A 26,397-nucleotide genomic window follows, 5' to 3' on the forward strand; every position below is an offset into this window, starting at 1 on the left:
AATCAAAATTCAAAATTCAAAAATTTGAAAATATCCTTCTGGTAATCTTAAATCTGCAATCATCAATCTTCAATCAATTCTCTCATTTCTCCTTTACAAATACATAATCATCCAGCTCAATAAAGTCTGTCACCTTTACTACCAGCGACTGCACTTTTCCTTTTTCTGTTTTAAAACCGGTGGCAAAGATGCCATAGCCTTTGTGCGAATAGGTTAGTAGCCATTCATTGTTTCCCATGAACTCGAGTGTCGCCTTCAAATTGTTGTGGCTCTTAAAATCCAGTTGCAAGGATCGCTCATTTTGTTTGGTTATAACAAGCTTTCCATATGTAGGATGGCTATATGTGCCTGTATACATGCTTGTACTTGCAGGAGCGCTTGCTGCTTTGGCTCTTGCCTGCCACGCCAAAATTTCGCCTTGTTCCCGCTTTTGGTATGCGAGGTGCTGCTGTAGAAACTGCTTACTATGATTTACATAAGGAACACCTAAATAAGCATCCAGCAACTGTAACCTGAGTGCTTCAAAAAAATCCTGGTTGTCTTTGTTGGTAAGGATGGCAATGCCAAGCTTTTCTTCCGGAACAAATGATAGATTGGTGAAGAAACCAAATGCTCCGCCGGTGTGGTAATACACCTGCCGGCAGTTGTAATCCTGCACGTAAACGCCCAGTCCATAGCCTCTGAAATAGGTAGGGAAGTTTACAGATTTCCTGCTGTTCGTTATTATCTGTACATCACGCGTCCTTTGCAGCACAGGCCATGGAAGTATTTGCTTGCCATCAAGCCTGCCGCTGTCCAGCTGCATCATCAGCCAGCGGCTCAGGTCATTTACATTGCTTGCCATACTGGTTGCAGGACCCAGGTTGTCGATACGGTCGTAGGGAAGTAAAGTGTTGCTGAATGTGTACCGGGAAGTATATGGTTTTGCAACATTGGTATGCCGCTCTATGCCGTTGCTGAGCGTGAAGCTGTTCTTCATATTCAATGGCAAAAGGATGCTATCGTAAACATATACCTCCCACGGCTTACCTGACACAATAGGAACAATCTCACTGGCTGTAAGGTAGCAGCTATTGCAGTAGCCATAGTCTTGCCTGAAGTTGCCTTTGGGCTGCATTGTGCGCATGCGGTACATGATGGACTGGCGGCTTAGATCTGCATTCCAGAAAGTAAAATCTCCCTGGAATGTTTTTGTACCAACGCGATGCGAAAGCATATCCCTGATGGTCACCAGTTTAGTAACGTTGGTATCGTACAGGCTAAAGTCTTTGATAAAGTTGGTGATCTTATCGTTCAACTGTACTTGCTCGTTGTATTCAAGATGTGCCAAAGCAGTTCCTGTAAACAACTTCGAATTGCTGGCGATCATGAAGACTGTATTCTCATCAACAGGTTCTTTTGTTTCAATGTCTTTTACTCCGTAGCCTTTCATCCAGGCTATTTTGCCGTCTTTTACAATCACTATGGCCAGGCCAGGAATGTCCCAATCTGCCATTCCCTGCTCAATATATTTTTGGAGACTATCGGTAACAAATTGCGGTGCTTTGGGCTGTTGAGAATGGGCAGATTGCAGAGCTGCCATTGAAACCAATAGCAGGAAAATTCTTAATATCATGAAGGGAAACTGGTTTATGATAATAAAGGAAAATAAAAAAGTCATACCTCAGCCAGCAACATCTATGCGAGGCTTTTCTTTTAACGATTGATGATGAATAAATATATGCACCTGCTGTGCTAAATTTACCAGATGGCGAAAAAGAAACTGGTAATACTTACAGGTGCAGGCATAAGCGCCGAAAGTGGATTAAAGACATTTAGAGATACGGACGGGCTTTGGGAAGGATATGATGTGTACGAGGTAGCTACCCCACGCGGTTTTGCCAAGAACCCGCAGTTGGTGCTCGACTTCTATAACATGCGCCGAAAAGATGTAGCTGCGGCCAATCCCAATGGTGCGCATATTGGTCTGGCTGAATTGGAAAAGGATTTTGATGTTACCATTATCACACAAAATATAGATGACCTGCACGAACGCGGTGGAAGTACGAATGTGCTGCACCTGCATGGATCCATATTTGAAATGCGGAGCGTGAATGATGAAACAAAGATCTACGAGATAAAGGAGGACATTAACCTGGGAGATCTTGCGGAAGATGGTGGCCAGCTTCGTCCCAATATTGTTTGGTTTGAAGAACCTGTACCCATGATAGAAGTAGCAGTAGAAGTAGTTCGTAAAGCTGATCTGTTTGCTGTCATTGGCACTTCACTGGTGGTATATCCCGCAGCGGGGTTGGTGAATTATGCTCCTTATGAAATTCCAAAGTTCATCGTCGATAAGAGCATTCCGTACACGCAGTCGCTATACAATCTTACTGCTATAGAAAAACCCGCTACAGAAGGTGTAAAGGAATTGCAGCAAGTGTTGCAACAGTATGTTTGATTGTACGCATTTATTCTCTTATGATTGTTACCTGATGCCGCCAAAGCACATGTATTTCATCTCCATAAAATAATCCATTCCATATTTCGAGCCTTCACGGCCAAAGCCGCTTTCTTTGATGCCACCGAATGGAGCAACCTCTGTTGATATCAATCCTTCGTTGATGCCGACCATGCCATATTCCAAAGCTTCGGCTACACGCCAGCAACGGCTCACGTCTTTGCTGTAGAAATATGCAGCCAGTCCATATTCTGTATTGTTAGCCATCTGTATCGCATCCTGTTCAGTATGGAAGCGGAAAATGGGTGCAACAGGACCAAACACTTCTTCATGTGCTATGATCATTTCTGTTGTAGCATTTGATAAGACAGTGGGTTGAAAGAACAAACCTTCCAATTTTTTTCCACCGGTAGTTATGTGGGCACCTTTAGCTACTGCATCATCAATGTGTTCTTGTACTTTCTTCAATCCCTTTTCGTTGATCAGCGGACCTACCTGTACATCGGTAGCCAGCACATTGCCTGTCTTAAGTGCCTGCACTGCGCTGGTGAATTTTTCTACAAATTCATCATAAACCTTATCCTGCACCAGCAGGCGGTTTACGCATACGCAGGTTTGGCCGTTGTGCCTGTACTTCGACACGAGTGCACCCTTAACAGCCTCATCTAAATCTGCATCGTCAAACACAATAAAGGGTGCATTGCCTCCCAGCTCAAGCGACAGTTTCTTGAGTGTTGAGGAACATTGGCTCATGAGTATTTTACCTACAGATGTAGAGCCGGTGAAGGATAATTTTCTCACCTTAGGATTTTCACAAAGTTCCTTTCCTGTTTCGCTGCTTTGCGATGAGGTAATAGTATTGTACACGCCTGCAGGAAAACCAGCTTCTTCGGCTAGTTGAGAAATGTATAGTGCAGTAAGTGGTGTTTCGGAAGGTGGTTTAATAACAACAGGACAACCTGCAGCCAAGGCAGGACCCACTTTACGTGTGATCATGGCCAGTGGAAAGTTCCATGGCGTAATGGCTGCCACCACACCAATTGATTGTTTAATAACCACCAGCCGTTTGTCGTTGGCATGTGGAGGAATGACATCACCATAGGTGCGTTTTGCTTCTTCGGCAAACCATTCAATGAATGAAGCACCATAAACAACTTCACCTTGGCTCTCACTCATTACTTTGCCACTTTCAATGGTCATGATGTAAGCCAGTTGTTCTTTATGCTCTATCATCAGGTTGAACCAGCGGCGCATGATGGCTGCACGTTCTTTGGCTGTAAGGTCGCGGTAATGGTGCCAGGCAGCATCGGCAGCATCAATGGCTTTGCGTACGTCTTCGCGATCCATATCTGGAACAGATGCAATGACTTCGGATGTGGCGGGATTGAACACCTGGAAAGTTTTGCCACTGGCTGCGCTTGTCCATTGGCCATTCACATAAGCATGTGTCTTTAGTTTATCAAGGTTCATCTGTTGCTGTACTTTATGAAGGTGATGTATTACCGGCCGCTGGCTTTGCTACTCATAGCTATGCGGATGAAGTGATTGCGACGCAACGATGATGCCACAGGTACCTTAGCTGGTATCCTAAATCTCTTTAGTACACTCACCTGCGCCATCTTGATTAAAGCAGTTTCAGCTTCAGGAAATGATGCTCTCCACGAAATAGATATCATGCTTTTCCAGCTCGGCCAACACAGGAATATAAATAGAGGAAGAAATAGGAATTTGCAAGCCGCGCTGCGTTAGCTTGCCTTCAAGAATGAGACGTGCTGCAATGCCCAGCGGAAGACCGACCGTCTTAGCCATTGCCGTATGCGTGCTGTTCTCGCCTTTCACGATCATGGTGCTTTTTATCTCCTGCATATAACCTTCCAGTTCGTATTGTATCTCGTGCATCATTACCACCATGTCCTTGTCCTCCGGCTCCAGTTTCAGTTTTTCTTCCAGTATATGCTGAAGAATTTGCGCAGCAGTGCAATGCCCAATATTCAAAACTTCTTCGCTATCCAGGCCCAGGTAAAATAGCTGCTTCAGGCTTAGGTTAGCCTCGTGCATTTTGATGGCAAGGGCTGCAGCGGCTTTGTCTTTCACTTCTTCTACTTCCACGGTGTCAAGTTCGCCTTTTTCATTTACCATCATGATGGTATCGTCTACTTCTCCACCTTCAGCTCTTTGCTCTTCCTCCGTTTCTATGAGTTGAATAAGATTTTCCATCAGGTCTTTGGCGTAGGTAAGCCTTGTGCTAAGCATCTCGTTCAGCCATTCAGAAAAGCCATATTTCTCAAAATGAATCTTGAAAAAATCAGCTACGGTCATATTGGTTGTGTCGTAAATGTATTCTTCATCTGTAAGCTTCAGGTCTATAATGTTCTTCCATCCAAACGTGAAATCAGGATGACGGAGCGTAGTCCTGATGAATGTTTCTGCTTCGTGCAGTTGGTAAAGCGGAAGGTAGTTAAGCGAATCGCGGTTAGGGTAAAATGCCAGCAGCGAATGCCCAGGCACATCTACCAGGTTCTCAATATTAAAAAGCTCTTCATATGACAGCGATACCTGTTGACCGCGTACTTTGTATACAGCACCACTCTTGCCTGCCAGTATAATGTTGCGCGGGTTCCAACTGATCTTGTAATGCCATGGGTTGTTATCGCTTTCAGGTGCTACCAAACCACCACAGTGCGATTTGAAGGAAGTGATTGTTCCGCCCATTGCTTTAATGCGGTGCACCAGTTCCATTGCAGACATATGATCGATCCCTGGGTCTAATCCCATCTCGCATAGAAACAGCAATCCTTTCTGTTTTACTTCTTCTTCCAGTGCTTTTATTTTATCATCAACGTAGGATGCTGTAAGTAAATGCTTTTCGTATTCAAGGCAATCGAGTGCTACGAGGTAGTGGAGTGATGGTGGCAGCAAAGAGATAACTACATCGGCTTGTTTGATGAGTGCATGTCTTTCAAATTCATTTTCCACGTCAGCCTTTACGCCTTTAACGAGGGGATGTGTACCCACTTTAGATTGCACTGCTTCCAGGTTGCCATCAGCTATCGTTACTGAATATTTCTTTTCTGTCGCCAGGTCTTTCAGGTAGTTTATTAAAACAGTTGCTGACTTGCCTGCACCAAATAGAAGGATATGATTCATATGATAACAAATATAACAACAGCATTGATTGACAATCAGTACTATTTATGTTTACATGAAGAAGTAGAACATAGAAGCATTTTTTTTAAACTTGCTCTACCAAAACATTAGATCTATGGCTGGTACCATAACTGTAGAAGCACAGATGATGATCAGGAAACCTGTTGAGGAGGTTTATAATGCATTCATTGATCCTGCTATTACAAAGCATTTTTGGTTTACGAAGAGTAGTGGTAAACTGGAGACTGGGCAAACAGTAGAGTGGGAGTGGGAGATGTACCAGGTAACAACCAACGTGTATGTAAAACAGCTTGTTCCAAATGAGCTTATATCCATAGAATGGGATGAGCCACCTACTACCGTTGATTTTGTTTTTCAAAAACTGGCTGAAGATAAAACCTATGTGCAGGTACGCAACTATGGCTTTGCTAAGCCAGCCGGTGAAATATTGGAATTGGTGAAAGATCTTACAGGTGGTTTTACAACAGTATTGGACGGCTTGAAAGCTTACCTGGAACATGGCATTAACCTGAACCTGGTCGCAGATAAATTTCCCAAAGAAGCAATGCGAGAAGGGTAACAATGATCTTTATTGTTTGGCCTGGATCAAATGTGCATATACTACATGTTTGCCAAACAGTGTCAATAGCGAGGTCAGCATTTCTATTAGCTGCTTATACTCCAGAGGCTTTACCAGGAAGAGTGATGCGCCTTCATTATATGCATGCTGCACATCAAAGTGTGCACTGGAAGTAGACATGATACAAACCGGTATTGTTTTGAAAATGGGATCTTTCTTAAGTTCTATCAGTGTTTCCCTGCCGTCTTTTACCGGCATATTAAGATCAAGAATAATAAGTTGCGGCAAGCTAGCAGCCTGTTGTAAGTAAAGCAATGCCTCATTACCATTGGTGGCCTCTGCTATTGTATAACCACCTAAAGTTTCTATAGCTTCTATAAAGAGCTCCCTGTCTATTGCATCATCGTCTACCAGTAATACTTCAAAATTTTTCACGCTTACGCTTTTGGCTGTGGTGCAAATTACTTGTTTAATTATTTTTTAAGTAAGTGAAGTTTGCTAACGAGGGTATGTCTAATTTCGAGGAAATTTTTTAATAGCTGTGCTAGACAAAACCATCTTTGAAATACTGAATGAATCTGGGAAAGCTATTGCATCGGAACTGGAACTTGAGAAACTTGTACAACGGGTAACAGATATAGGAACACAATCTATAGGTGCGGCGTTCGGAGCATTCTTTTATAGTAAGGTAAATGCTAATAATGAGTCACTTATTCTATATACTATTTCAGGAGTAGATAAAGAAGCTTTTTCAAAGTTCCCGATGCCGAGGAACACCAAGATCTTCGAGCCAACTTTTATGGCTTCGGGAACTGTGCGATACGATGATGTTACGGCACAGCCGCATTATGCTCAAAACCCACCTTACCACGGTATGCCTAAAGGTCACCTTCCGGTAAAAAGTTATCTTGCTGTTCCGGTGGTTTCGCCAATCAATAATGAACCTATAGGAGGTTTGTTCTTTGGTCATCCTGATGCTGGCGTTTTTACAAAAGAAGCAGAACAACTGGTAGAAGGCTTAGCTATACAGGCGGCTATTGCTATGGGCAATGCCAAGTTGTTTGAAGAAAAGAAACATGCTGAAAGGATTCTACTTGAACAAAAGGAACAATACGAGAGCATCTTTAATGCCACATCCGATTCACTGATTATATACGATGAGAACGGTTATATAGTAGAAGCCAACCCATCGGCATGCGACATCTTTGGCTATGAGTACAAAGAATTAATAGGCTTGCATGCAAGTAGATTATTTTATGAACCAAAGGATTTTGAAACACTAAAGACAATTGCCTTCACCGGCAGAAAATATTCAGGTTCCAATACAAGAATTACAAAAGACGGCTCACTAATAGAAGTGAAGTTTGTGGGTTCTCAATTTCTATACAAAGGAAAACCACATGTGCTTTCTGCCGTAAAAGATGTAACAGCTAGCAAGAAAACAGAGGAAGCTTTACAGAAGTCACAGGAATTTGCAGAAGCTATAACCGATGTATCTCCTGTTGCTTTGTGGATGACTGATACCGAAGGTCAAACTATTTACATCAACAAAACCCTACCTGAATGGGTCGGACGGCGGATGCAGGACCTGCTACAAAGTGGTTGGTTGTCGGTAGTATATCCTGGTGATCATAAACAAGTGGAAGAAAAATTCAATGATGCCTTTGCGAGACGTGAAGCACTTACCATTGACTTTCGTGTGCAGCGTGTGGATGGAGAAATAAGATGGTGCTCTACACATGGAAGTCCCTATCATGGTAAAGATGGACGTTTTGCCGGTTTTGCCGGTTCGGTAATGGATATCACAGAAAGGAAGATTATTGAAGAGCAACTGACCAGCCAGAACATCCTGATAAATACGATCACTAACAACACACTGCAGGCCTTGTTCTTCATGGACGACAGGCAACACTGCACCTATATGAACCCTGCAGCTGAAAAGATGATCGGCTATAAGCTTGAGGAAATCCAGGAAAAGCCACTGCATTATTATATTCATCATACACACCCTGATGGCCGGCATTTTCCAATAGAGGAATGTGAGATTGACAGGGCATTGCCGAAACTGGCGCAAACGCAGGGAGATGAGGTTTTCATTAAAAAAGACGGTTCTTTTTTCCCTGTTTCCTTCATTGCAAGTCCCATTATTCAAAATGGCAAACCGGTAGGGACAGTAATAGAAGTAAGGGATACTACAGAAGAGAAAAGAATAAAATCGGAGCTGCGCGATAAAGAGAAGAAGGCGATGGCGATGCTGGAGCAAAAAGTAAAGGAACGTACACGCGAACTGGAAAAGAGCAATTATGAATTATTGCAATTTACCAGTGTGGCCAGCCATGATCTGAAAGAGCCTGTACGCAAGATCTCAATATTCAGCAACCTGCTGAAGGAACTGAACGAGGCAAGCCTTGACGATCGGTCGCTCCGGTATTTAGATAATATAGCCCAGTCATCTACTCGTATGGCAAGGCTGATTGATGACCTGCTGAACTTTTCCCGCTTATCTCAATCTGAGTTAGCGTTTTCAGAAGTGAATTTAAATAAACTGGTAACGCAGGTATTGGAAGACCTTGAGATACAGATAACAGAAAAAGGCGCTACCATCAATTTTCATGAATTGCCGGTAGTGATGGGGATAGAATTCCAGCTTGCACAACTATTCCAAAACCTATTGTCGAACTCGTTGAAATTTGCTCATCCTGATCGCAGGCCTGTCATCAATATAACAGCTAAGGCTTTATCAGAAGGCAATAAGCAGGTGTACAAAATCTTCTACCGCGACAATGGTATCGGCTTTAAGCCTGAGTACAACGAGAAGATCTTTGGAGTATTTCAGCGGCTTCATACCAAGGATCAATACGAAGGAACCGGTGTAGGATTGGCCATTGTAAAGAAGATCATTTCGCTACACAATGGCGAAATCATTGCCTCAGGTGTAGAGGGTGAAGGAGCTTTATTTGAAATTACTTTACCCGCTGATGAACATTTGCCTGCTGCCTCTTAATAGTATTTGTTATACCTGGTAATAGTGAATGCTGTGTGGCTAAGGCTAACACAGCATTTTCATTTACTTTTGCCAACAAATTTTTTCATATGAAAAACTACCTATTTATTGTTTTGCTTGCAGTTTTAGCCGCTTGTGGCGGAAGTGATCAGCCTGCAGAGGAAGTGAAAAAAGATGAGCCGCTGGCACAAAGCAAGAACAGCTCCCGTTTCAACCAGACCTTTGGTGACTTTCTAAATAACTACTATTCACTGAAAGATGCGTTGGTAGCCAGCAACCCTGAACAGGCTACCACAGCAGCGAATAATATGGTGAGTTCTGCTAATAACATCGCTTACGATGAAATGAAGGCTGATAGCAACATTGTACTTACCGCAAAAGATTTTACTAATACCATAACTGGCGATGCACAAAAATTAGCAACAGAAGCTGACCTGGAAGCTAAAAGAAAAACCTTCCAATCTATAAGCGATAATATGTACACCTTGCTGCGTACGGTTCGCTACGATAATGAAATAGTGTACCAGCAATATTGTCCTATGGCATTTGATGATGCAGGAGCTGCCTGGTTAAGTAAAACCTCTGATATAAAAAATCCATATTACGGTAAGAAAATGCTGACTTGCGGAGAGGTAAGAGACTCTCTTGACTTCAGGGGCAAATAAACCTTCTAACGCAATTGCTTGTTGAAAGAAGTTGTTGACGAAAGCTATAAATACATTAAGCATGCGTTATTGGGTAGCAATGATGCTGGTTGTGATTTCACAACTGGTATATGGACAAGAAAAGGTGACCATCAATGGTTACATCAAAGACACGCTATCTGGTGAAACGCTGATAGGTGCCAGCCTGAATGTAAATGGTGTTACACGTGGTGTAACCAGTAACCAATACGGATTTTACTCGCTCACTTTACCAAAAGGCAAATACACCTTTACCTGCACTTTCGTTGGTTACCTGCCTGTGGATACTACCATAGAACTTTCAGGTAATACCAATCTTACTTTCAACCTGTTTCCCAACAATGTAATTTTTGAAACAGTGACGGTAACCGGCCGCCGCCGCGACAACAATGTGAAGACAGCGCAGATGGGTAAGATTGACCTGAGTATGGAAACGGTAAAATCGGTGCCGGCACTACTGGGTGAAGTAGATGTATTGAAGGTGCTACAGTTACTGCCGGGTGTACGCAATGCCGGCGAAGGCAATGCTGGTTTTTATGTACGCGGTGGTGGGCCAGATCAAAATCTTATTTTACTCGATGATGCGGTGGTGTATAATTCCGGCCACCTGTTTGGGTTCTTTTCTGTTTTCAATTCCGATGCTATCAAAAATGTTTCGCTGATAAAAGGAGGGATGCCATCGCAATATGGTGGCAGGCTATCATCGGTTGTGGATGTAACACTGAAAGAAGGCAACATGAACAAGACGCAGATAGATGCCGGCATTGGCGCTATCGCTTCGCGCTTTTCAATTCAGGGGCCAATAGTGAAAGACAAAGCATCGTACATAGTTTCTGCACGCCGTACATATATCGATGTGCTTACAAAACCTTTCCTTAGTAAAGACAGCGATTTCAGGGGCTCCGGTTATTACTTCTACGACCTGAACCTAAAGATGAACTACATTGTTTCAGAAAAGGACAGGGTGTACCTGAGTGGCTATTTCGGCCGCGATGTTTTTAACTATAATAACAACCGCCGCGGCTTCAATACCAATATTCCATGGGGAAATTCTACAGCTACTTTTCGATGGAACCATGTTTTCAACCGCAAGTTGTTTAGTAATGTATCGCTCGTATACAACGATTATAATTTTGCTTTTGCGGCTACACAAAATGATTTCCGCATCAAGTTGTCATCAGGCATCCGCGACCTGAATGCAAAGTTTGACTTTGACTACTTCGCTTCTCCAAAACATAAGGTAAAGTTTGGCGGCCTGTATACGCATCATACTTTCTTCCCAAATATATTGACAGCAGAGCAAGGCGCTACTACATTTACGCCCAACAATGCCAACAAAAAATACGCTAATGAATATGCCTTATATATACAAGATGATTGGGATGTTTCGGATAAAGTGAAATTGAACTATGGTTTGCGGTATGGAGCCTTTCAGCAGGTAGGACGCTATATGAGTTATAAGAAAGATGTGAATGGCAATAAGACTGACAGCACATTTTTCGGAAGTGGAGAGACGGTGAAACTTTATGGTGGTTTGGAACCACGTGCTACGCTGCGGTATTCTCTGAATGATTATTCTTCTTTGAAATTTGCTGTTAGCAGAAACCTGCAGTATATACACCTGGTAAGTAATTCCGGCACTACGCTTCCTACGGATCTTTGGGTTCCAAGCACGGAGAATGTGAAGCCGCAGATCAGCTGGCAGTATGCAGCCGGCTACTTCCGCAATTTTGCAAACAGCATGTTTGAAACTTCAGTGGAGTTGTATTACAAGAACATGCAGAACCAGATTGAATATCGTGAAGGTTATACGCCATCATTATCCGATCCTGAACAGGATTTTACTTTTGGCCGCGGGTGGAGTTATGGTGCAGAGTTTTTTGTAAATAAAGTGAAGGGAAGGTTCACCGGTTGGGTAGGGTATACCCTTAGCTGGACTTGGCGGCGTTTCCCTTTCTTAAACAACAACGAGAAGTTTCCCAGCAAGTTTGACCGCAGGCACGACATGAGTGTGGTGGGCACTTACGAGATCAATAAAAAGTGGAAGTTGTCTTCGGTTTTCATTTACGGTACAGGCAATGCTGTTACAGTGCCGGAAAGATTTTACTTTATCAATGGCATTTTAACCCAAGAGAATGGGCGCATTAATTCTTACAGGCTTGCGCCTTATCACAGGTTAGATTTTTCAGCTACTTATGCGCCTACACCTAAGAAGAATAGAAAGTTCCAGTCTAATTGGGTGTTTAGCATTTACAATGTATATAGCAGGCAAAATCCATATTTCATTTACTTCAACCAATCTGGCAGCCCGGCTACAGGTAATTTAAAAATAGATGCTACCCAGGTGTCACTGTTTCCCATCATCCCATCAGTCACGTGGAATGTGAAGATCTGATTTAGAAGCTTATTAGTAGATCGATAGCTTGTAAAATGACTTCTCCAGTAGATTATTCATATGAGTATTCCCCAGGACAATCACAAGATGATCTGTTGTATTAAGTATCGATGAAGGCGATTTTCGCAGCTATATTATTCACAAAAACTAATCGGCTGTAAACGTTATTTTTGCCACCCAAGAAGATAATATGTCGGAAGAAAAAAGTTTAAATTTTATAGAGGAGATCATTGAGCAGGATCTTGCTGCTGGCAAATACAAAAACATTGTCACCCGTTTTCCTCCAGAACCTAATGGTTATTTACATATTGGTCATGCTAAAAGCATCTGCCTGAATTTTGGCCTTGCTATCAAGTATGGCGGAAAAACCAACCTTCGTTTCGATGATACCAATCCTGTGAAAGAAGACCAGGAATATGTAGATAGTATAAAGGAAGATGTAAAATGGCTGGGCTTTGAATGGGCGCAGGAACTATATGCATCTGACTATTTTCAAACACTATACGACTATGCTGTAAAGCTTATAAAGATAGGGCTGGCATACGTGGATGATAGTACACCGGAAGAAATAGCCAAACAAAAAGGTACACCAACAGAACCAGGAACCGGTAATGAATTCCGCAACCGTTCAGTAGATGAAAACCTTGACCTTTTTGAGCGAATGAAGAATGGTGAATTCAAAGACGGCGAAAGAGTATTACGTGCTAAGATAGACCTTGCTAGTCCTAACATGCACATGCGCGACCCGCTGATGTACCGCATCAAGCATGCACATCATCACCGCACCGGCAATGAGTGGTGCATTTATCCTATGTATGATTTTGCGCATGGCCAAAGTGATAGCATTGAGAATATCACGCACTCGCTATGTACGCTGGAGTTTATTCCGCACCGCGAACTGTATGATTGGTTCATTGAGAAACTGGAGATATTTCCAAGTCATCAATTTGAATTTGCGCGCTTAAACCTGAACTACACCGTGATGAGTAAGCGCCGCTTACTGCAGTTGGTAAATGACAAGCATGTGGAAGGATGGGACGATCCACGCATGCCTACCATTGCTGCGCTTCGCCGCCGTGGTTATACGCCGGAGAGCGTTCGCAACTTTTGCGACAGGATAGGAGTGGCCAAACGTGAGAACATCATTGATGTAGGATTGTTGGAATTCTTTGTACGCGAACACCTGAATAAAATAGCGCTGCGCCGCATGGCTGTACTCGACCCGGTAAAACTGGTTATTACCAATTATCCTGAAGGACAGGTGGAGCAGTTGGTTGCTGAAAATAATCCTGAAGCAGAAGATGGTGGTGGTACACGTGAATTACCTTTTGCACGAGAGGTTTGGATAGAGCGGGAAGATTTTATGGAAGAGCCTCCGAAGAAATTCTTCAGGCTTGGACCAGGCTTAATGGTGCGTTTAAAACATGCTTACATCGTTAAATGCACAGGCTTCAAAAAAGATGATGCAGGCAATGTGGTAGAAGTGCATGCTGAATATATTCCTGAAAGCCGCAGTGGCAGCGATACCAGCGGTATCAATGTAAAAGGAACCATTCATTGGGTGAGCGTTATTCATGCGCTGACTGCCGAAGTAAGGTTGTACGACCGCCTTTTCAAAGTAGAAGAGCCGGGCAATGAAGAAGGTGATTTTAAAGATTATATAAATCCTGATAGTTTGCAGGTACTGCCTAAAGTATACATAGAACCAGCTTTGCGTCATGTTAGTTTTGGTGAACGTTACCAGTTCTTGCGCAAGGGCTACTTCTGCCTGGATGAAGACAGCAGTGAAGACAGGCTCGTATTCAATCGCACGGTTTCTTTAAAAGATACTTGGGCAAAAGAAGCGAAGAAGAATTAAGGCTTTCACAGGCGTGATAATTTGATTTAAATATTTAGATGAAGGTGATCTGGCTAATCACCTTCATCTTATTTTTCCGCAGTTCCTAGTTCAATGCTTTTAAAAGCACGCTACCATTACTTATTATATGAACCTACTTACAAAGTTCACCGATCACATCAAGCTAAAGAATGGGTTCACCAACCAGCACCAATTTTTATTGGCTGTAAGTGGAGGTATAGATAGCGTTGTTCTATGCGACCTGTTTCATAAGGCAAAACTTCAGTTTTCAATTGCGCATTGCAACTTCCAATTGCGCGGTGCTGAAAGTGAAAGAGATGAACTGTTTGTAAAGGAGCTTGCAAAGAAGTACGAGGTAGATATATTTGTACAGCATTTTGATACCAAAGCATATGCTGAAAACAATAAACTATCAACGCAGGTTGCTGCTCGTGATCTTCGTTATGATTGGTTCAGACAATTGATAGCTGAAGGCAAAGCCTCTTATATAGTTACTGCACATCATGCGGATGATAACATAGAAACGGTTGTAATGAACTTCTTCCGCGGCACGGGGCTGAAAGGATTGATAGGTATGGATGAACACTTTCAGCAAGTGTGGAGACCCTTGTTAGGCATTAGAAGAAAAGAAATATTAGACTACGCTGCTCAACATGAGTTGCAACATGTAGAAGATTCATCCAATGCCTCCAGCAACTATACCCGTAATTATTTTCGTAATGAAATGCTCCCTGCTATTGCGCAGGTGTTTCCCCAGGTAGTAGAAAACCTGCTTAAAAATATAGCGCGTCTTACGGAGGTGGAACTGGTGTACAAACAGGCTATAGCTAATTACAAAAAGCAACTGGTTGAGATCAAAGGAAAAGAGGCGCATATTCCTATTCTTAAGCTGCTGAAAGCAGAACCTGTGCGTACGATCTTGTGGGAGATTTTGAGTGAATACAACTTCACGGCAGCACAGGTGGATGAGATACTTAAACTTATGCAGGCGGATAATGGCAGCTATGTAGAATCTCCGTCACATCGCATTATCAAGAATAGGAACTGGCTGATCATTGCGGCAAAGAAAGCTGAAGAAATTTCCAACTTCATAGTAGTTGAGGCACAACAGAAGAAAGTGGATTTTCCAGGAGGAAGTTTACAATTTGAATATGATATCCCTGCCAGTCATGTTACCATATCTGCCGATGCATCTGTTGCATTTATTGATGCCCATGAACTTCATTTTCCATTGCTGCTTCGCAAGTGGAAGAAGGGTGATTACTTTTACCCGCTGGGTATGCAGAAAAAGAAAAAGCTAAGCAAGTTCTTTATTGATAATAAGCTATCGCTTATTCAAAAGGAAAATACCTGGGTATTGGAAAGCAACAAAAGAATTGTTTGGGTGATAGGGCAACGGCTAGACAACCGCTTCAAACTACAACCTTCCACAGGGTCTGTTGTAAGAGTTAAGTTGATTAGTAAATAGTGATTAGAGACTAGAGATTAGTGCCAGGAAGGAAGTCATTGATTAAGATTACTTGGAAAAGCCACACCAGGAATCAGGAACTTCAAACCTCACACCTCTTCCTACAACCCCGTATACATCCTTATCTGGGAAATAAAATTCTGCACAGGATCGAAGCTGGAGAATGCATAGCAGAAAATAAGCAACAGAACTATTCCTGAAGCAGCACCAAAGAAGTGAGCAGAGTGGTTGATATTATCTCCACCACGTCTTGCCATATACATCGTGATGCCGAGGTAAATAAAACCAAAGATGAAACCAGGGATCCTTATTGGAATTAGTATGATACCTACCCCTGTTAAAGGAAATAAGAAGATGGTGGCAAACACTACTGCTGATACAGCACCTGATGCTCCCAGACTTTTATAGTAGTAATTATCCTTATTCTGAACATAAGAAGGAATAAGGCAAATGATCTGCGATATCAAATAAAGTGCTACATAAAGTATGGGTCCTTTTTCTTCGAAAATATAGTTGAAGTTATTCTCCAACATACTGCCAAACATATAGAACGCCCACATATTAAATATGAGGTGCATGGGATCAGCATGAATAAGTGCACAAGACAAAAAGCGATACCACTGGTTGCGGCGCGTTATTGCCGGAGGATAGAAGATCAAGTCATCAATTACTTTACGATTACTAAATGCAGTAAAAGATATAATGGCTGTAAGTATGAGAATGATTAGAGTGACACTGAGCATGCGGGCAAGTTAATTATTCATGGTGATACTTTTCGTTGCGGATAATGGTACATGCACGATAAACCTGTTCTGCAAGAATAAGGCGTACCAGCTGGTGCGGGAAAACCAACGGTGACAAGGCCCATGTATAATTAGCTCTTTCTTTCACAGTCTCATCTACGCCAAAAGCGCCACCAATAAGAAATACCATTTGTCTTACACTTGTATTTGCTTTTTGCTCAATCAAGGAAGCCAGTTTCGGTGAACTGATCAGCTTTCCTCTCTCATCAAGCAGCACAAGAAAATCATCTTTGTGCAATGCCTGAAGTATGGTGGATGCTTCATTTCTTTTTATATCAGCCTCCAGTGAAGAAGCCGTTTGACGCGCAGGTGAAAATAGTCTCCAGTCGACAGGATAGTACCTACCAATGCGTTTTGTAAATTCTGTTATGCCTTCGCGTATATAATCTTCATGTGCTTTGCCAACTGACCACAACTGAATTTTCATAAGCCAAAGTTAATAGGATGTGTCCACCACCACATTGGTTCATTATCAATTAAATTGCAAACTTATGATGCGCATATTTCCTGTTGTATTCCTAGCTTTTATGGCAACCCTGGTTTTGGCTCACGATAATGATAACTGCGATCGCAGGTGTAGTCATCGTTCAGTATTTGGCGCTACTGCTACCAATTATTTTCAGAATACGATAATGAACCGGTATGACCTGAAGTACATGAAACTGGAGTTAGACGTAATGCCACAATCACGTAACATTAGTGGAAGCTGTACTTATCATGCCACTACCATTGCAGCCCTCGATACTTTTGCTATTGAGTTCAGGCAAAACATGGTGGTAGATTCTGTTTATGTAAACAACATAAAAAGAACGTTTACCCGCGCCAACGATCATATCTATATTCCTTTTTCTTCACCAGTAGCTGCAGGTACGCAACTACAACTGCAGTTTTATTATAGAGGTACAGCATCAGGGGCGGCTATCTACGCAGGCTCTTCTACCAGCACAGGGTTGCGTTTTGCTGCATCCTTATCCGAATCATTCCAGGCTCGTGAATGGTATCCTGCAAAGCAATTATTAGCTGATAAAATTGACTCCGCTGATTTGTGGTTCAGTACCGATGCACAGTACCTGGTTGGTTCGAATGGTTTGCTGAAAGAAGTAGTAGATCTTCCCGCCAACAGGAAACAGTATCGTTGGGCTACGCGTTATCCAATAGCTTATTACCTGCCAAGTTTTGCTGTAGGAAATTATATGCAGTACACCAACTATGCAAAGCCTGCTCATATCACTCCTGATTCTATTCCTGTTTTACATTATATCGTGAATAGCCCGAGCTACTTCGGCAACGTAAAGACGAACCTTGATAAGACACCACCTTTCTTAGAAAAGATGAGCGAGTTGTTTGGCTTATATCCTTTTCATCTTGAAAAATATGGGCACAAACAAGCAAGCATTGGTGGGGGAATGGAACACCAGACCATGAGCACCATGGATAACTTTGGTACCAGTCTTATAGCTCATGAACTAGGTCATCAATGGTTTGGAAACAATGTAACCTGTGCTACATGGAATGACATCTGGATCAATGAAGGGTTTGCATCATATAGTGAATACCTGATGATGGAATACCTGCCGGCATTATATCCTACAACTACTGCGGCAGCTAACATGCTAAATGTTCATAATAATGTAATGAGTGCAACAGCAGGTAGTGTGTATGTTCCGATTGCTGATTCATATAATGAAAACAGGATCTTCAGTGGAAGGCTTACGTATGATAAGGGATCAGCCATTGTACATAACCTGCGTTTCGAAATGCAGAGCGATTCGCTCTTTTTCAGAACGCTGCGTTTGTTCCAGCAGCGGTTTAAAGACTCCGTTGCTACAGGTGAAGATTTTAGAGCTCTTGCAGAAGAAGTAACAGGTAGAAGTTTCGCCGACTTTTTCAATCAATGGTATTATGGGCAAGGTTATCCTACGTATAGCGTAAACTATGGAAAGGAATCTACTGATGTACTGCGGGTAACTGTCAGCCAGACCACATCGGCTCCTGCTATTACTCCATTCTTTAAGGGTTTGCTGCAACTAAGAATTAAGTCGTTGCAGGGCGATACGATCATCACGGTCAATAACACCAGCAACAACCAGGTGTTCAACATCCCTTACAGTAAAAACCCTTCAGGTATTGATGTTGATCCAAACAACTGGATCATTAATAAAGTAGGAAGCGTAGTTACATCAATAGACAATATAACAGCAGCACAGGCTGGTGTAAAAATATCTCCTAATCCAACCAAAGGTGAATTGAATATCTCTCTTCCTCCAACAGGTTTTAAAGCTATCCGTATCACTGATCTTTCAGGTAGAGTAGTGGGTGTGCATACTATTCCAAGTGGAAGCTTATTGTATAAAGTAAATTTGAATGCGTCGCCGGGCCTTTACCTTGTACAAGTAAGCGGCAATAAAGGAAGGGTGGTAGAAAAGATATTGGTACAATAAAAAAAGGCGCCCAGTTGTTTGAGCGCCTTTTTCTTTTTAATAGTATAACCTTACTCGAGGTTGAAGTTCACCAATGTGTTTGCCCACCTTAGTTTTACAACACCTTCTTTATCTACATCAAAAGTGAGTTGTTCTACATGATCAGCGCTTGCAGGTTTTACTTTTAGTCGAAGCGCATCTTCCTGCTCGTTGTAGCGTGTGCCCCACTGGTTCCAGATCTTGTTAAAGATCACCGTCCATTCGTCTTCACCAGGAATGGTATAAATGCTGTATTTACCTGCAGGCAATGTTTGTCCACTTACTTTCAGATCCTTAGTAGTTTCAAATGTGGTGGCTTCGTTGGCACCGGTACGCCATACTTTTCCGTATGCAGCTATGTCTTTACCAATGGTTCTGCCTTTCACTGAAGGCTGGCTGTAGTTAATAGTTACCACTGCACCACCAGGCAAAGTAGCAGAGGCAACTGCAGGAGGCGAGGCACGTTTTGATTTATCATCTTGTGCGTTGGCAGAAAGAAAAACAGCAGGTAAAGCGGCAGCAAGTGCCAATACAAATACCTTTTTCATGAAATAGTTTTAAGGCTGAAGTTACCTCAAAAGCTGCTGAAAAATTCATAATATAAACAAGGGTCCCAACAAGGAACCAGGAACAAGAAACAGCTCCAGAGTTTTACATCCTCCTACACCGATTCCCGCAGTTGTTTTTCAAGAACTACAAAATGAAGCGGCTGCTTTGGCTTACCTACACCTGCATCTTCAGGAAAAGGTTTGGTTTCTCCTGTTTCATGGTAGCCCCGTCTTTTATACCACGCCAGCAGTTCATGTCTTACTGAAATAACTGTCATTATCATTTTAGTAACACCTTGTTGCATGGCAAAAGTCTCAGCCAGTGTTATGAGCTGTTTACCTATTCCTTCATCCTGCAAGGGTGGCGAAACAGACAGCATACCCAACATCATCTCATCTGCAGTCCTTTCCAGCATTACACAGCCAGCCAGCTCTTCTTCTTTTTTAAGCAGTAGCATTGTGTTGTCTGGCGATGCCAGCATCTGTACCAATTGCTCTTCGGTTATCCTTGCAGTTCCATCTATCAGGTCAGCTTCATGTGTCCATCCCTGGCGCGCATCATTTCCGCGGTAGGCGCTATTTACCAGCTTTACCAGTGCCGGCACGTCATCAACGGTTGCTTGTTGAATAACCAAACTCATATGCTACTTTTTTAAAACATCTGCTGAAGAAATGATTGAACCGCCTTTAGATCGTATATCATCTTTGGCAGCTTCAAATCCTGCCATGTCTATAGGGCGTGTTCCATCTTCTACTATAAAGGTTGCGAAGCCTTCTGCAAGTGCATCTTTAGCTGTGAAGTAAACACAGAAATCAGCAGCCAAACCAACCACATACACATCTGTTACCTTCTTTCCCCGCAGGTAATCAGCAAGAGCAGTTGTTTTTCTGTGGCCATTGTCGTAAAAGCCACTGTAGCTATCTATAGTGCTTTCCATGCCTTTGCGAAAGATGGCCTCCACCTTTTCCATTTCCAGTTCTTTACTGAATTCCGCACCTTCTGAGGCCTGCACACAATGATCCGGCCACAGCGTTTGCTGAAGTCCATCCAGGTCTATCACATCAAATGGTGCACGTCCTTCATGTTGTGAGGCAAAACTCTTATGATCTGCCGGGTGCCAATCTTGTGTAGCTACTACTACATCAAAATATTGCTGTAACTGGTTACAGGTGGCTACTATTTCATTTCCGTGTGGAACGGCCAGTTTGCCGCCGGGTAAAAAGTCGTTCTGTATATCTACAAGAATGAGTGCTTTCATACTAGTGTCGGTGTGGCACGAACATAGTATAAATCCCTGTAAAGTTCCGGTTTGAAGACACTGCACTTGTTGATAAAAGGCAAAGTACAGGGCGTATTTTATAGAGTAAGCGCCAGGGATAAAGCTGTAGAACTAGGGCTGAAAGGATGGGTTAAGAACACGGCTGATGGAAATGTAGAAGCATTGGTATCCGGGAATGAAGAAAAGGTAGATCAATTTGTAAGCTGGTGCTGGGAAGGACCATCTAGGGCTAGCGTTGCAGCTGTAGAAACCAAAGAGACAGAAGATGAAGCAGGCGAAGAATTTAAGATCATCAGGTAGGGCATTTTTAGAAGTAAGATATCCAAAAGAGAAACATGCACCAGAATAGGAATGAATGGGCGAAAAATGAACAGGGGTTTGTAAAAACCATGCTAGATGCATCTATCCATGCTATTCTTTTACTTGAGCCTTTGTACGAACAGGAAACAATCAGAGATTTTTGTATAAAAGCAGCCAATCGTGCATTAACGGCACATGCAGGGCTACAACCTGCTGATGTAGTAGGTTCAACTTTAAGTTCCATTTTTCCTCATTATAAAGAATATGAGTTTTACGACCTGTACCTGCAGGTTATTTCTACCAGTAAAATGGAAAGGAAACAGCTGTATTATAAAGATGCGAAACTGGAAGGATGGTTTGATGTTGGTGTGGCTCCACATGAGGAAGGACTGGTAGTGACTTTTGCTAATATAACCGAGCTGGTAACTTTTCAAAAAGACCTGGAAAAGCAAACAAGTCATCTTAATACAATTATCAATACAGCCCAATCCGGGATTTTCATGTTTGCTCCTAAAAGAGATGAAAAAGGTGAAATAGTAGATTTTGTTTTCACTAATGTAAATCCTTCACTTGCTTCCTATGTAGGTGAAGATCCAGGAAGGTTACTGGGAGACTTGGGCAGCACGTGGTTTCCTGCTTATAAAACCAATGGATTATTTGAAAGTTATAAACGAACATTGGAAACAGGTAATACTGAGCGATTTGAGTTTCATTATAATGACGATGGGATAGATGTGTGGCTGGACATTTTAGCAACGCGTGTAGGTGGTGAAGTGCTGGTGACCTTTACTGATCATACACCGATGAAAAGGCTGCAACTGCAGCTGGAAGAAACGGTACATGAACTGAAACGAAGCAATGCCAACTTACAAGACTTTGCTTATATCGCTTCGCACGACCTGCAGGAGCCACTGCGTAAGATCACCTTCTTTGCTGATAAGGTGAAGCAACGTTATAGATCTGAAATAGGCCCGGAAGGAGAGGCAATGGTAGAAAGAATAGAATCTGCCAGTGCAAGAATGGGTACATTAATAAATGACCTGCTTGAATTTTCGAAGGTTAGTTCATCATTATCTGCTCTTGAGCAGGTTTCGCTACAGGAAATATTCGACGATGTATTGTCTGATTTTGAAGCTACCGTTCAGCAAAAACAAGCTACCATACACGTAGATCCTTTGCCGGAAACTAAAGCCGATGCTGTAATGATGAGCCAGTTATTCCAGAACCTGCTGAGTAATTCACTTAAATACCAGAGGCCGGGAGTTGCACCTGTCATCAATATCAATTACAAAAAGACCATAGCGGCTGAAACTCGACTTAAAGTACGCTCTGATGATATGCAACGAATTTTTCATGTGATCTCTATATCAGACAATGGAGTTGGTTTTGATCAACAACATGCTGAACGGATATTCCAGATATTTCAACGTTTACACGGACGTGCAGAATATCCCGGAACCGGCGTTGGATTAGCCATTGTACAAAAAGTAGTAGCACACCACCGCGGTTACATAGAAGCATTTGGAGAACCTGGAAAGGGTGCCACCTTTGTTATACTATTGCCGGCTAAATAACCTTCTGCATGTACATTTTCTCTTTGTTCCCAGATTAAGGATCGTCCTTTCTTTCCCTAAAACATGCGTCACTGGCTGTAGCCACCTTAGTTGGAAGTATTTTCCTTTAATTTGTCAAAATTTTTAAGCTATATGAATTTTCAACTAAGCGAAGAACACCTGATGATACAGAGTGCCGCCAGGGACTTTGCACGAAACGAATGTTTGCCAGGTGTTATAGAACGCGACGAATTACAACGATTTCCTAAAGAACAAATAATGAAGCTCGCTGAACTGGGTTTCATGGGTATGATGGTAGACCCACAATATGGTGGCAGTGGCATGGACACTGTTAGCTATGTATTGGCAATGGAAGAGATAAGCAAGATAGATGCAAGTGTAAGTGTATGTATGAGCGTAAACAATAGTCTTGTTTGCTGGGGATTGGAAGCATACGGAAATGAAGAGCAAAAACAAAAATACCTGACGCCTTTAGCGCAAGGAACTAAAGATGGAGATTTATACATAGGTGCTTTTCTGCTAAGCGAGCCAGAAGCAGGAAGTGATGCTACTTCTCAAAGAACAACAGCTGAAGATAAAGGTGATCATTACCTGCTTAACGGAACAAAGAACTGGATCACAAATGGTTCTTCTGCTTCAGTATACCTGGTAATGGCACAAACAGATGAAGGAAAAGGAAGTAAAGGCATCAATGCTTTTATTGTTGAAAAAAACTGGCCTGGTGTAACTGTATCTGCTAAAGAAAATAAATTAGGTATACGTGGCAGCGATACACATACAATCATGTTTACCGATGTGGTGGTTCCAAAAGAGAACAGGATAGGTGAGGATGGCTTCGGTTTCAAATTCGCTATGAAAACGCTTGCCGGCGGTCGTATCGGAATTGCTTCGCAGGCATTGGGTATAGCCAGTGGCGCTTTTGAATTGGCAGTAAAATATTCTAAGGAGCGTAAGGCTTTTGGTAAAGAAATCATGCATCACCAGGCTATCCAGTTCAAACTGGCTGATATGGCTACCAAGGTTGAAGCGGCTCGTTTACTTTGTTTGAAAGCTGCATGGGAAAAAGACCAGGGGAAAGATTATACGCTTAGCTCATCAATGGCTAAAGTATTCAGTAGTGAAACTGCTATGTGGACAGCTATAGAAGCGGTACAGGTGCACGGTGGTTATGGTTTTGTAAAAGAATACCACGTAGAACGATTGATGCGCGATGCGAAGATCACGCAGATATATGAAGGCACCAGCGAAGTGCAACGTATAGTGATTGGACGAGCTATTTTACAATAACATAATATGCTCTTATAGAAAGAGCCACTGCAACCACAGTGGCTCTTTCTTTTCCTTCATCCAAGAATTAAATGCGCCCAAGAATTATTTACCGCATTTATTGTATTCATCAATAATATTCATTACTACGTCTACCCGCTTGTCTTTAAAAACAGTTACCTGCCTGTAGAAGTATCCTTCTTCCTGGTTAGCTATTTTTTGTGCGAGTGAAGGACAGTCGGCTACAATCTTGCTCATCTTCTCATCAAAGTTGGGCGTAAACTTATTGCTGTTTAGTGCCCATACCTCTCGGTTCTTTTCATTAGGTAATTCCAGGAGGTAGTTGGTTTCGTAAGTAACAACATCATTATTCCTGCGATCTTTTTCTGTTTTCCGTTCTACATATTCGTACACGTGAATACGGCTATCTGCCGGTGTGATCCTTTTCATGAAACGGGTATTGCGGCCAAGGATAACACCACTGCGAATATCACGCATGGCATAATAGTCGCCTCTTACTTTATATCCTTCCACTTCAGAGACAGGAAAACGCATGGCTTCGCTTTCTCCGTTAGGTATCAGCTTTACGGTGCTATTCAAACCGCCTTCGGTGTTTATGTTCAGCCTGCCATCATACGATCTGCCATTTGTCAGGTAAATGGTGCCTGCAATATTCCGCATAGAATTAGGTGAATCAAAAACCACTACAGATCCACAGCCATAGGTAAGAAGTGATAAGCTGGCAAGAACAGGCATCAATCTCAAATTCATCATCTTTAAGTGCATTATATAGTTTGGTTATAAATTGCAGGCAATTATTAGTTATGCCTGTAAACGAAGCCAAATATCAAGAGATAAGAAGTTTAATATCTGCTAAAAATGTACGAATGGTGGCTGTAAGTAAAGTGCAGTCTGTACAGGATATAAAAAAGCTATACGACCTGGGTCAACGCGACTTTGGCGAGAACTATGTGCAGGAACTTATAGAAAAGCAAGACGTTCTTCCGAAAGATATAAGATGGCACTTCATCGGGCACCTGCAAACCAATAAAGTAAAATATATAGCAGGCTTTGTTCATCTTATTCATGGTGTAGATAGCCTTAAGTTGCTTAAAGAAATAAACAAGCAGGCGAAAAAGGAAAATCGTACTATATCATGTTTGTTACAGGTATTCATTGCGCAGGAAGAAACCAAGTTTGGGATGGACGAAGATGAACTAAAAGAGGTAGTGCATGCATTATCAGTAGATGATACCATCAGGAATGTACGTATAGAAGGACTGATGGGAATGGCCAGCTTTTCTGATGATGAGCAAAAAGTGAGAAATGAAATGCGATACCTGAAGCAGTTGTATGATCTGTATGCACAAGTAAGTGCACCATGCCTGGAGTTCACTACTTTATCTATGGGTATGAGTGGCGATTACCAGTTAGCAATTGAAGAAGGTAGCAATATGGTACGCATTGGCAGCCTGCTGTTTGGTGCACGCCTTTAGTCGTTGGTGTCTTTCCGTGGGTTTTTCTTAAGTATCACATAAGCAGCCATACCTATTGCCAATATTAATGCTACTCCCAATAACCACCACCAGCTTTGATCTTCTTTCATAATAAAATTTTTTCTTAGCTAATTTACATGAACAAACTTTAGTTACGAATAAACCATGCCCTTTGCTGGCGTATCTTTTGACTATAATTCTTTACTAGCTAAATCCAGGTATGTCAACAGAACCATCATCAACTGCTCCTCATAATGGTTGGCGGGCTAAACTGCATGAGATCATATACGAGTCCCACACGAAGGAAGGTAAACTCTTTGATGTGATTTTGCTGGTACTCATCTTTTTTAGCATCTCCATTGTAATGCTGGATAGTGTTCCTCTATACCATGAATTGTATGGTGATCTCTTTTACAAGATAGAGTGGGGGCTTACGATCTTCTTTACGCTTGAGTACATCCTTCGGATTTTATCTATACAACGGCCGGTGGCATATATGGTCAGCGTGCTTGGCATAATAGACCTGCTGGCAATTGTGCCCACTTACCTCAGCCTATTTTTTGTTGGTACACAATCCTTACTGGTAGTAAGAGGCTTAAGGCTCTTACGCGTCTTCCGGATATTCAAGCTTAATCATTATGTATCTGAAATGCGCTATCTCACCACAGCGTTATCCAACAGCTTTAGGAAGATCAGCATATTCTTATTCTTTGTGTTGACAGCTGTTATCATCATGGGCTCTGTGATTTACCTGGTAGAGGATGCCGAAGATGGTTTCACCAGTATTCCGCAATGTATCTATTGGGCCATCGTTACCATTACTACTGTAGGTTATGGCGATATTTCTCCCGTGACGCCACTGGGGAAATTTATCTCGTGTATTATCATGCTCTTAGGTTATGGGATAATAGCTGTACCCACGGGCATTGTTTCTTCAGAAATGGCTATGATGGCAAAAGGAAAAGGAAACAGCCCGGATGTTTGCAGGAACTGTGGTAAAGAAGGCCACGATGTAGATGCCAGGTTTTGTAAAACATGTGGCTATAAATTGTAGCAGAAACACAAACACCTCAGTATTTTTAAATGAAGGCTTAAA

Annotated in this window: 23 protein-coding genes; 13 read left to right on the forward strand and 10 right to left on the reverse strand. The window is 42.3% G+C overall.

Going from position 1 to position 26,397, the window contains the following annotated elements:
- Nucleotides 1-82 precede the first annotated feature (82 nt).
- The gene (locus J4N22_RS09330; RefSeq protein WP_207493718.1) at nucleotides 83-1,615 is read right to left on the reverse strand and encodes a serine hydrolase; all 1,533 of its coding nucleotides are present in this window, start codon (nucleotides 1,613-1,615) and stop codon (nucleotides 83-85) included.
- 132 nt (nucleotides 1,616-1,747) lie between these two features.
- On the opposite strand from J4N22_RS09330, the gene J4N22_RS09335 reads away from it, so the two are divergent.
- A complete protein-coding gene (locus J4N22_RS09335; RefSeq protein ID WP_207493720.1) occupies nucleotides 1,748-2,440 on the forward strand; it encodes an SIR2 family NAD-dependent protein deacylase in 693 nt (230 codons plus the stop codon).
- A gap of 27 nt (nucleotides 2,441-2,467) precedes the next feature.
- Here the strand turns inward: J4N22_RS09335 and J4N22_RS09340 are convergent, their stop codons facing one another.
- Nucleotides 2,468-3,910 (reverse strand): NAD-dependent succinate-semialdehyde dehydrogenase, encoded by a 1,443-nt coding sequence (locus J4N22_RS09340; protein WP_207493722.1) that lies wholly within the window; start codon nucleotides 3,908-3,910, stop codon nucleotides 2,468-2,470.
- A gap of 171 nt (nucleotides 3,911-4,081) precedes the next feature.
- Entirely contained in the window at nucleotides 4,082-5,587 is a 1,506-nt protein-coding gene (locus tag J4N22_RS09345; protein ID WP_207493724.1) for a saccharopine dehydrogenase C-terminal domain-containing protein, read from the reverse strand.
- 115 nt (nucleotides 5,588-5,702) lie between these two features.
- Here J4N22_RS09345 and J4N22_RS09350 point away from each other — a divergent pair, with 115 nt between their 5' ends.
- On the forward strand, nucleotides 5,703-6,167 hold the full coding sequence (locus J4N22_RS09350) for an SRPBCC family protein (protein WP_207493726.1): 465 nt from the start codon (nucleotides 5,703-5,705) through the stop codon (nucleotides 6,165-6,167).
- A 9-nt stretch (nucleotides 6,168-6,176) separates the two neighbouring features.
- Here J4N22_RS09350 and J4N22_RS09355 read toward each other — a convergent pair whose 3' ends face one another.
- A complete protein-coding gene (locus J4N22_RS09355; RefSeq protein WP_207493727.1) occupies nucleotides 6,177-6,602 on the reverse strand; it encodes a response regulator in 426 nt (141 codons plus the stop codon).
- Nucleotides 6,603-6,708: 106 nt separating this feature from the next.
- Here J4N22_RS09355 and J4N22_RS09360 point away from each other — a divergent pair, with 106 nt between their 5' ends.
- From J4N22_RS09360 to tilS, 5 genes are all read left to right on the forward strand, one after another.
- Nucleotides 6,709-9,171, forward strand: a complete 2,463-nt coding sequence (locus tag J4N22_RS09360) for a PAS domain S-box protein (RefSeq protein ID WP_207493729.1) — start codon at nucleotides 6,709-6,711, stop codon at nucleotides 9,169-9,171.
- A gap of 89 nt (nucleotides 9,172-9,260) precedes the next feature.
- The gene (locus J4N22_RS09365; RefSeq protein WP_207493731.1) at nucleotides 9,261-9,836 is read left to right on the forward strand and encodes a DUF3347 domain-containing protein; all 576 of its coding nucleotides are present in this window, start codon (nucleotides 9,261-9,263) and stop codon (nucleotides 9,834-9,836) included.
- A gap of 61 nt (nucleotides 9,837-9,897) precedes the next feature.
- The gene (locus tag J4N22_RS09370) at nucleotides 9,898-12,249 is read left to right on the forward strand and encodes a TonB-dependent receptor (protein WP_207493732.1); all 2,352 of its coding nucleotides are present in this window, start codon (nucleotides 9,898-9,900) and stop codon (nucleotides 12,247-12,249) included.
- A 190-nt stretch (nucleotides 12,250-12,439) separates the two neighbouring features.
- Nucleotides 12,440-14,107 carry a glutamine--tRNA ligase/YqeY domain fusion protein gene (locus J4N22_RS09375; RefSeq protein ID WP_207493734.1) on the forward strand — a complete coding sequence of 556 codons (1,668 nt, stop codon included), beginning with the start codon at nucleotides 12,440-12,442 and terminating at the stop codon, nucleotides 14,105-14,107.
- A 127-nt stretch (nucleotides 14,108-14,234) separates the two neighbouring features.
- The gene (tilS, locus tag J4N22_RS09380; RefSeq protein ID WP_207493736.1) at nucleotides 14,235-15,575 is read left to right on the forward strand and encodes a tRNA lysidine(34) synthetase TilS; all 1,341 of its coding nucleotides are present in this window, start codon (nucleotides 14,235-14,237) and stop codon (nucleotides 15,573-15,575) included.
- A 101-nt stretch (nucleotides 15,576-15,676) separates the two neighbouring features.
- On the opposite strand, the gene J4N22_RS09385 is transcribed toward tilS, so the two are convergent.
- Entirely contained in the window at nucleotides 15,677-16,318 is a 642-nt protein-coding gene (locus J4N22_RS09385; RefSeq protein ID WP_207493737.1) for a rhomboid family intramembrane serine protease, read from the reverse strand.
- Between the two features lie 13 nt (nucleotides 16,319-16,331).
- Nucleotides 16,332-16,805: a 23S rRNA (pseudouridine(1915)-N(3))-methyltransferase RlmH gene (locus tag J4N22_RS09390; RefSeq protein ID WP_207493739.1), complete on the reverse strand. Its 474-nt coding sequence runs from the start codon at nucleotides 16,803-16,805 to the stop codon at nucleotides 16,332-16,334.
- A 64-nt stretch (nucleotides 16,806-16,869) separates the two neighbouring features.
- Here J4N22_RS09390 and J4N22_RS09395 point away from each other — a divergent pair, with 64 nt between their 5' ends.
- Nucleotides 16,870-18,819 carry a M1 family metallopeptidase gene (locus tag J4N22_RS09395; protein ID WP_207493740.1) on the forward strand — a complete coding sequence of 650 codons (1,950 nt, stop codon included), beginning with the start codon at nucleotides 16,870-16,872 and terminating at the stop codon, nucleotides 18,817-18,819.
- 50 nt (nucleotides 18,820-18,869) lie between these two features.
- Here the strand turns inward: J4N22_RS09395 and J4N22_RS09400 are convergent, their stop codons facing one another.
- From J4N22_RS09400 to pncA, 3 genes are all read right to left on the reverse strand, one after another.
- Nucleotides 18,870-19,385: a DUF2911 domain-containing protein gene (locus J4N22_RS09400; RefSeq protein ID WP_207493741.1), complete on the reverse strand. Its 516-nt coding sequence runs from the start codon at nucleotides 19,383-19,385 to the stop codon at nucleotides 18,870-18,872.
- A gap of 113 nt (nucleotides 19,386-19,498) precedes the next feature.
- Nucleotides 19,499-20,026 (reverse strand): GNAT family N-acetyltransferase, encoded by a 528-nt coding sequence (locus J4N22_RS09405; RefSeq protein WP_207493742.1) that lies wholly within the window; start codon nucleotides 20,024-20,026, stop codon nucleotides 19,499-19,501.
- A gap of 3 nt (nucleotides 20,027-20,029) precedes the next feature.
- A complete protein-coding gene (pncA, locus tag J4N22_RS09410) occupies nucleotides 20,030-20,644 on the reverse strand; it encodes a bifunctional nicotinamidase/pyrazinamidase (protein ID WP_207493743.1) in 615 nt (204 codons plus the stop codon).
- Nucleotides 20,645-20,695: 51 nt separating this feature from the next.
- On the opposite strand from pncA, the gene J4N22_RS09415 reads away from it, so the two are divergent.
- From J4N22_RS09415 to J4N22_RS09425, 3 genes are all read left to right on the forward strand, one after another.
- A complete protein-coding gene (locus J4N22_RS09415) occupies nucleotides 20,696-20,965 on the forward strand; it encodes an acylphosphatase (protein WP_207493744.1) in 270 nt (89 codons plus the stop codon).
- Between the two features lie 35 nt (nucleotides 20,966-21,000).
- Nucleotides 21,001-22,539, forward strand: coding sequence for a PAS domain-containing sensor histidine kinase (locus J4N22_RS09420; RefSeq protein ID WP_207493745.1), 1,539 nt, complete (start codon nucleotides 21,001-21,003; stop codon nucleotides 22,537-22,539).
- Nucleotides 22,540-22,671: 132 nt separating this feature from the next.
- Entirely contained in the window at nucleotides 22,672-23,826 is a 1,155-nt protein-coding gene (locus tag J4N22_RS09425; protein WP_207493746.1) for an acyl-CoA dehydrogenase, read from the forward strand.
- Nucleotides 23,827-23,910: 84 nt separating this feature from the next.
- On the opposite strand, the gene J4N22_RS09430 is transcribed toward J4N22_RS09425, so the two are convergent.
- Complete coding sequence (locus J4N22_RS09430; protein WP_207493747.1) at nucleotides 23,911-24,579, reverse strand: hypothetical protein; 669 nt, start codon at nucleotides 24,577-24,579, stop codon at nucleotides 23,911-23,913.
- 50 nt (nucleotides 24,580-24,629) lie between these two features.
- Between J4N22_RS09430 and J4N22_RS09435 the strand changes: the two genes are divergently transcribed.
- Both J4N22_RS09435 and J4N22_RS09440 read left to right on the forward strand, forming a co-directional pair.
- A complete protein-coding gene (locus tag J4N22_RS09435) occupies nucleotides 24,630-25,301 on the forward strand; it encodes a YggS family pyridoxal phosphate-dependent enzyme (protein ID WP_207493748.1) in 672 nt (223 codons plus the stop codon).
- A 220-nt stretch (nucleotides 25,302-25,521) separates the two neighbouring features.
- A complete protein-coding gene (locus J4N22_RS09440) occupies nucleotides 25,522-26,355 on the forward strand; it encodes an ion transporter (protein ID WP_207493749.1) in 834 nt (277 codons plus the stop codon).
- The last annotated feature ends 42 nt before the right edge of the window (nucleotides 26,356-26,397 follow it).

Origin of the sequence: Aridibaculum aurantiacum (assembly GCF_017355875.1) — a bacterium.
GTDB lineage: Bacteria > Bacteroidota > Bacteroidia > Chitinophagales > Chitinophagaceae > Segetibacter > Segetibacter aurantiacus.

Coding starts and splice junctions, on each gene's coding strand:
- J4N22_RS09395 (WP_207493740.1), top strand. CDS start 16,870: ATGATGCGCATATTTCCTGTTGTATTCCTAGCTTTTATGGCAACCCTG.
- J4N22_RS09405 (WP_207493742.1), bottom strand. CDS start 20,026: ATGAGTTTGGTTATTCAACAAGCAACCGTTGATGACGTGCCGGCACTG.
- J4N22_RS09350 (WP_207493726.1), top strand. CDS start 5,703: ATGGCTGGTACCATAACTGTAGAAGCACAGATGATGATCAGGAAACCT.
- J4N22_RS09440 (WP_207493749.1), top strand. CDS start 25,522: ATGTCAACAGAACCATCATCAACTGCTCCTCATAATGGTTGGCGGGCT.
- J4N22_RS09430 (WP_207493747.1), bottom strand. CDS start 24,579: ATGATGAATTTGAGATTGATGCCTGTTCTTGCCAGCTTATCACTTCTT.
- J4N22_RS09365 (WP_207493731.1), top strand. CDS start 9,261: ATGAAAAACTACCTATTTATTGTTTTGCTTGCAGTTTTAGCCGCTTGT.
- J4N22_RS09345 (WP_207493724.1), bottom strand. CDS start 5,587: ATGAATCATATCCTTCTATTTGGTGCAGGCAAGTCAGCAACTGTTTTA.
- J4N22_RS09385 (WP_207493737.1), bottom strand. CDS start 16,318: ATGCTCAGTGTCACTCTAATCATTCTCATACTTACAGCCATTATATCT.
- J4N22_RS09330 (WP_207493718.1), bottom strand. CDS start 1,615: ATGATATTAAGAATTTTCCTGCTATTGGTTTCAATGGCAGCTCTGCAA.
- J4N22_RS09400 (WP_207493741.1), bottom strand. CDS start 19,385: ATGAAAAAGGTATTTGTATTGGCACTTGCTGCCGCTTTACCTGCTGTT.
- J4N22_RS09335 (WP_207493720.1), top strand. CDS start 1,748: ATGGCGAAAAAGAAACTGGTAATACTTACAGGTGCAGGCATAAGCGCC.
- J4N22_RS09340 (WP_207493722.1), bottom strand. CDS start 3,910: ATGAACCTTGATAAACTAAAGACACATGCTTATGTGAATGGCCAATGG.
- J4N22_RS09370 (WP_207493732.1), top strand. CDS start 9,898: ATGCGTTATTGGGTAGCAATGATGCTGGTTGTGATTTCACAACTGGTA.
- tilS (WP_207493736.1), top strand. CDS start 14,235: ATGAACCTACTTACAAAGTTCACCGATCACATCAAGCTAAAGAATGGG.
- J4N22_RS09435 (WP_207493748.1), top strand. CDS start 24,630: ATGCCTGTAAACGAAGCCAAATATCAAGAGATAAGAAGTTTAATATCT.
- pncA (WP_207493743.1), bottom strand. CDS start 20,644: ATGAAAGCACTCATTCTTGTAGATATACAGAACGACTTTTTACCCGGC.
- J4N22_RS09420 (WP_207493745.1), top strand. CDS start 21,001: ATGCACCAGAATAGGAATGAATGGGCGAAAAATGAACAGGGGTTTGTA.
- J4N22_RS09425 (WP_207493746.1), top strand. CDS start 22,672: ATGAATTTTCAACTAAGCGAAGAACACCTGATGATACAGAGTGCCGCC.
- J4N22_RS09390 (WP_207493739.1), bottom strand. CDS start 16,805: ATGAAAATTCAGTTGTGGTCAGTTGGCAAAGCACATGAAGATTATATA.
- J4N22_RS09375 (WP_207493734.1), top strand. CDS start 12,440: ATGTCGGAAGAAAAAAGTTTAAATTTTATAGAGGAGATCATTGAGCAG.